Here is a 5,799-nt window from a genome sequence, read left to right as displayed (position 1 = left end):
GGGCAGAAGAAGAGACAAAAGCTCTGCTGTCAAGCGGGTGAGGAAACCCCACCCGCCTGCGCGGTGGGGTAGTTCATCAAGACGTAAAGGCTGCCCTTTTGGGGAAAGAGACTCCAAGCTTGACAAGGGCAGAGGAGCGGCCGAAGATCGCTGCACAAGGATCCCTCACCTTGCAATGGCTGCCAAGAAAAGACCCTCGGAGCTTCAGCCCAGCCTATTTGACGATCCCCTAGAGCCACCTGCCTCTGCAACGGAGACGCTTCCCCAATGGGATCAGATCCCGCTCTCGGCTCAGGTGCCCATTCCCCCCGGCACCTATCGGGATCTAGAACAACTGGAGCAGCACTGCCGGGTCTGCCAGCGCTGTGAGTTGGCGGCCAACCGTACCTATGTGGTGGTGCACCGAGGTAACCCTAAAGCCAAGATCGTGATTGTTGGCGAGGGGCCGGGGGAAAACGAAGATCTGCAAGGCCTGCCCTTTGTAGGTAAGTCCGGCCAGTTGCTGGACAAGATCCTGGCCTCGGTGGGGCTGGATCCCGAGCGGGATACCTACATCTGCAATGTGGTCAAGTGCCGCCCCCCCAACAACCGCGTACCCACCCAGGCGGAGATGGACGCCTGCCGACCCTATCTCTTGGAGCAGATTCGCCTGGTGGATCCCTGGATCATTTTGTTGACGGGGGCCACTTCGGTGCGCTCCCTTTTGGGGGATAAGCGGGGCATTACCAAGATCCGCGGCGAGTGGATCCAGTGGCAGGGGCGCTGGTGCATGCCCATCTTCCACCCCGCCTACTTGCTGCGCAACCCTGACCGCACCCCCGGCAGCCCCAAGTGGTTGATGTGGCAGGATATTCAGGCGGTGAAGCAGAAGTACCTAGAACTTGCTGGCGCAACGCCACCCCAGCAGGACTTTTGAGCCCACTTTCCCTGTCGCTTACGTGGCCAGCGCTGCTGCCCTCACCCCCAGCCCCTCTCCCTTGGGAGAGGGGGGTATGGGATCCCTAACTTGCAGGCTTGAAGCCGCTCAGCAAGCCAAAGCGCAGCAAGCCGGTGGCATAGGCCCGCCGCATCAGGCCCAGCCCCAGCGCCCCACGAACGGTGACCCAGCCGCTGCGCACCAAAGCCGGGATCCACCGCCAATCGCGAGCCGAGGCAATTACCTCATCCCAAAAGGGGGCCACCCGCTCCGACCAGTCGGCGGTGCGCAACTGCTCGAACCCCACCTCTTGGGCCAGTGCTTCATACTCCGACAAGCTGATGACATAGGGCAGGCAGTACACGTCGTAGATCTGCTGCAAAAGCCGCTGATCCTGGCGGCTCAGGGATCCCTCGCGGTGGCACCAGGTCACCACCATCATCTGCCCGCCCGGCTGCAAGACCCGCCAGCCCTCGGCCAGAAACCGCCGCTTATCTGGCATGTGCTCGCCGCTTTCCAGAGCCCAGACCAGATCGAAAGTGTGGTCGGCAAAGGGCATTTCCAGGGCATCGGCCACCCAAAAGCGCACCCTGTGGCTCAGGCCGGCCTCCTGGGCCCGCTGCGTGGCCCGTCGGGCCTGGACAGGGCTGAGGGTAATGCCTGTTACCTCGGCGCCAAAGCGCCGCGCCAGCTCCAGGCTGCTCCCTCCAATGCCACAGCCGAGATCGAGGATGTGCTGAGGGGGTTTAGGATCCCCGATCTGGCCCCATTGAATCACTCGCTCCATGAGATCGATCTGGGCTTGGCGGCGATCCTTGCCGGTCTGGCCCGGCTCATAGTAGCCGTGGTGCATGTGCTCCCCCCACACCTGCTCCCACAGGCCGGAGGAAGCATCGTAGAAGCGGCGGATGCGTTGGTTGAGGGGGGAAGCCATCCAGTCAGGAGCGGGTCGGGATCCCTTCCATTCTGGACGATCTGGCCGTCCCTGCTGGCCCTGGACGCAGCCTGACAAAACCCCGATTAAGCTGGGAAAGTAGGCCCTTGCCGCCCATCCCCCTTTCTTAGACTGCCTTGGCCACCTCGGAATTGGCTCTGGAACAGCTTCTCTTCACCCCGGCCACACCTGCGCCTGACGCGGTGCGGGTCATCTACGCCTTTCCCAACACCTACTCGGTAGGGATCACCAGCCTCGGCTACCAGGTCATCTGGAGCCTGCTGGCCAGCCGCCGCGAGGTGGCGGTTGCCCGCCTGTTTACCGACCTGGCCGAGCCGCTGCCGCGGGATCCGGAGCTGGTGGGCTTTTCCCTGTCTTGGGAGCTGGACTACGTCCATATCCTGGATCTGTTGGAACGACAGGGGATCCCCCTCCAGGCCGAGGCGCGGGAAGAAGCGCATCCCTTGGTTTTTGGCGGCGGCCCGGTGTTGACGGCCAACCCTGAGCCCTTTGCTGCGTTCTTTGACTTGATCCTGCTGGGAGACGGGGAAGGCCTGGTGGAGCAGATGATCCAGACCTATCAGCAGGTGCGGCAGGGATCCCGGGCCGAAAAGCTGCAGGCGCTGGCTCAGGTGCCGGGGATCTACGTGCCCAGCCTCTACGAAGTCCACTACCGCGGCCCCGACGGCCCGGTGGAAAAGGTCATTCCCAAGCGGGACGGGATCCCCAGCTCCATCCGCAAGCACACCTTCCGCGGCAACACCCTCTCGGTGTCCACCGTGGTTACCCCCAAGGCGGCCTGGGAGAGCATCTACATGGTGGAGGTGGTGCGCAGTTGCCCCGAGATGTGCCGCTTTTGTCTAGCCAGCTACCTAACTTTGCCCTTTCGCGCTGCCGATGTAGAAGGGCATCTGATCCCGGCGGTGGAGCGGGGGTTGCAGGTTACCCAGCGGATTGGCCTTTTGGGGGCTTCGGTAACCCAGCACCCCCAGTTTGAGGAATTGCTGGAGTACCTGGCGCAGGATCGCTTTGAGCAGGTGCGCCTTAGCCTGGCCTCGGTGCGCACGGGCACGGTCACGCCTCGCTTGGCGCAAGTGCTTTCCCGCCGCGGCAGCCAGTCCATTACTGTGGCCATTGAAAGCGGCTCAGAACGGCTGCGCCAGGTCATTAACAAGAAGCTAACCAATGAAGAAATCTTGGCGGCGGCCGCCCACGCCCAGGCCGGCGGCCTGAAGGGGATCAAGTTCTACGGCATGGTGGGGATCCCGGCGGAAACCCAGGCCGACCTGGAGGCCACCGTTGCTCTTTTCAAGGAGCTCAAGAAGGTGGCTCCCCGCCTGCGCTTGACTTTGGGCTGCAGCACCTTTGTGCCCAAAGCCCACACCCCTTTCCAGTGGCAGGGGGTGGATCCCCAGGCTGAGAAAAAGCTGCAGTGGTATCAAAAACATCTGCGTCCCCTGGGCGTGGAGTTCCGTCCCGAAAGCTGCAGTTGGTCGGTCATCCAAGCCCTCATCTCGCGGGGGGATCGGCGGGTGGCCCGAGTCTTGCAGCTAGCCCGGCAGTGGGGCGAGTCCCTGGGCAGCTTCCGCCGCGCCTTCAAAGAGCTGCAGGGACAACTGCCGCCCTTGGACTACTACGTGCACAGCAACTGGGATCCGGCGGATCCCCTTCCCTGGCAGCACATCCAGGGCCCCCTCAGCCTGGAGCGGCTGGCCCAGCACCGCCAAGAGGCCTTCTCCACGTAGCCCAGAATCTAGGGATGGGGGCCTGCAGCGGCCAGAAACGCCTCGATCTCGGCGCGCTGGGGCAAACTGGGCTGGGCCCCAGGGCGGGTTACACACAAGGCCGCAGCGGCATTGGCAAAATGGAGGGCTTCCCTCAGGGATCCGCCAGCAGCCAGGTAGGCGGCCAAAGCACCGCAGAAGCTGTCGCCGGCAGCAGTGGTATCCACCACCAACACGGGGTGGGCTGGCAGATGGCCCCTTTCCTCCCCATCGGCCCAGACCAAGCCCGCTCCCCCCAAGGTGATGATCACTGTCGGGATCCCCTGCTGTTGCAAGGCTTGGGCCACTTTTTCGGCTTGCGCTGGCGTCTCCACTGGAGATTGGGCAAGGGCAGCGGCTTCGCTTTCATTGAGCACCAAGTAGCGCACCTGACGCAGGAGGGATCCCGGCAGGGGAGCCATAGGGGCGGGATTGAGGAGGACAGGGATCCCTTGGGCAAAGGCCTGCTCCGCCACCGCCTGCACGGTGGCTAGGGGGATTTCCAGTTGCAACAGCACTAGAGCCGCCGGCGTCCAGGGGGGCAGATGCTCTGGCAGGTAGCGACCATTGGCCCCGGGGCTAACCACAATCCGGTTTTGCCCTGCTTGATCCACGGTAATTAGAGCAATACCGCTGGGTCCTTCCAGCTGCCGTACGTAGTGGGTAGCAACGCCGTTTTGCTCCAAGTTCTCCTTTAGCAGGCGGCCAAAGCCATCGGATCCCACTGCCCCCCACATTTCCACCTGGGCTCCCGCCCGGGCTGCTGCCACCGCTTGGTTGGCCCCCTTGCCCCCAGGGTAGGTGGCGTAGTCCGATCCCAGCACCGTCTCCCCCGGCCCCGGCTGGTGTGGCACCTGCACCACCAGGTCTAGATTTAAGCTCCCCACTACGCGAACGAGGGTCGTCATTGGCTGGCTGGAAAACGTTGCCTCCAGGGTAGCCAATTCTAGCTCCCGCTACAGTCTAAGAACTCCCCACCTTGGAGCCTCTCGGCTAGCTTAGTGAGGAGGTGACGCGGAGAACGAGCCATGCTGCTAGCCACTACAGACATGCTCCAAGGTAAAGAGGTGGAGCGCTACCTGGGCATTGTTACTGCCGAGGTAGTTTATGGCACCAATGTTCTGCGGGACTTCCTTGCTGCCCTCCGCAACATTATCGGGGGACGCACAAGAACCTACGAAGAAGTGTTCGAGAATGCTCAGAAAAAGGTTTTGGAAGAGTTGGAGCAGCGAGCCAAACGTTTGGGAGCAAATGGCATCCTAGGCGTTACCATTCATACCAACATGAGCACGACGCTGATCCTCGTTACCGCCGCCGGCACCGCCGTCAAGTTGCGCTAAGCCTTTCCCCTTAGGCCAGGCTCTCCATCACTGCCTCGTCAATCTCGAAATTGGCGTAGACATTTTGCACATCGTCCAAGTTGTCCAGCCGTTCCATGAGGGTCAGCACCAGCTTGGCCGTCTCGGGATCCTCCACATGCACTTCTGTGGAAGGGATCCAACGGATGGCCGCCTCCTGCACCCGGTAGCCCTCTTTTTTAAGGTAGGTGGCCACCTGCTCCAGCAGGGTGTAATCGCAATAGACCTCTGCGCCGGTCCCCTCCACCTTGAGATCCTCCCCCCCTGCTTCGGCTACCGCTAGCAGCAGAGCTTCGGGATCTGTCACCTCCTCTAGGTTGATCACCCCTTTTTGCCGAAACAGCCAGCTCACGCAGCCGCTTTCCCCCAGGCTGCCGCCGACTTTGCTGAAGGCTTCCCGTACCTCGGCAGCCGTGCGGTTGCGGTTATCGGTCATGGCCTCAATCAAGACAGCCACACCCCCAGGGCCGTAGCCTTCGTAGCGGATTTCCTCCAGGGGGCTGTCGTCGGTCCAGTTGCCGGATCCCTTGGCGATGGCCCGTTCAATGTTCTCGGCGGGCATGCCTGCCGCCTTGGCTTTCTCTACCGCCGAGCGCAGCCGAAAATTGGCTTCCGGATCCGGCAGGCCGCTGCGCGCTGCCACGATGATGGCGCGGGAAAGTTTGGTAAATAGGCTGCCTTTTCTGGCATCTACGCGGGCTTTTTGCCGCTTAATGTTGGCCCACTTGCTGTGTCCTGCCATAGCTGCACACTGGTCAAGCAGTAGGAGGGAAGAGATCCCCTTAACTCCGAAGCCTAGATCACCCCAGGCCCAGGACTCAACCCCAC

6 protein-coding genes are annotated in these 5,799 nt (G+C 62.3%); 3 read left to right on the top strand and 3 right to left on the bottom strand.

The window, feature by feature from the left end; genetic code table 11:
- Positions 1–295 precede the first annotated feature (295 nt).
- The gene (locus NW863_RS12060; RefSeq protein ID WP_414348894.1) at positions 296–916 is read left to right on the top strand and encodes a uracil-DNA glycosylase; all 621 of its coding nucleotides are present in this window, start codon (positions 296–298) and stop codon (positions 914–916) included.
- 85 nt (positions 917–1,001) lie between these two features.
- On the opposite strand, the gene NW863_RS12055 is transcribed toward NW863_RS12060, so the two are convergent.
- Positions 1,002–1,850: a methyltransferase domain-containing protein gene (locus NW863_RS12055; protein ID WP_414348879.1), complete on the bottom strand. Its 849-nt coding sequence runs from the start codon at positions 1,848–1,850 to the stop codon at positions 1,002–1,004.
- A gap of 137 nt (positions 1,851–1,987) precedes the next feature.
- Between NW863_RS12055 and NW863_RS12050 the strand changes: the two genes are divergently transcribed.
- Complete coding sequence (locus tag NW863_RS12050) at positions 1,988–3,595, top strand: B12-binding domain-containing radical SAM protein (RefSeq protein WP_414366625.1); 1,608 nt, start codon at positions 1,988–1,990, stop codon at positions 3,593–3,595.
- Positions 3,596–3,603: 8 nt separating this feature from the next.
- On the opposite strand, the gene rbsK is transcribed toward NW863_RS12050, so the two are convergent.
- Entirely contained in the window at positions 3,604–4,521 is a 918-nt protein-coding gene (gene rbsK, locus NW863_RS12045; protein WP_414366623.1) for a ribokinase, read from the bottom strand.
- A gap of 120 nt (positions 4,522–4,641) precedes the next feature.
- On the opposite strand from rbsK, the gene NW863_RS12040 reads away from it, so the two are divergent.
- Complete coding sequence (locus NW863_RS12040) at positions 4,642–4,953, top strand: YbjQ family protein (RefSeq protein ID WP_414360996.1); 312 nt, start codon at positions 4,642–4,644, stop codon at positions 4,951–4,953.
- A gap of 10 nt (positions 4,954–4,963) precedes the next feature.
- Here the strand turns inward: NW863_RS12040 and NW863_RS12035 are convergent, their stop codons facing one another.
- On the bottom strand, positions 4,964–5,713 hold the full coding sequence (locus NW863_RS12035) for a YebC/PmpR family DNA-binding transcriptional regulator (protein ID WP_414366621.1): 750 nt from the start codon (positions 5,711–5,713) through the stop codon (positions 4,964–4,966).
- Positions 5,714–5,799 lie beyond the last annotated feature (86 nt).

Source organism: Synechococcus sp. B60.1 (genome assembly GCF_047462555.1).
GTDB lineage: Bacteria > Cyanobacteriota > Cyanobacteriia > Thermostichales > Thermostichaceae > Thermostichus.
Note: the sequence above shows the minus strand (reverse complement) of the source record. Positions and strands in the feature narration are given on the sequence as shown.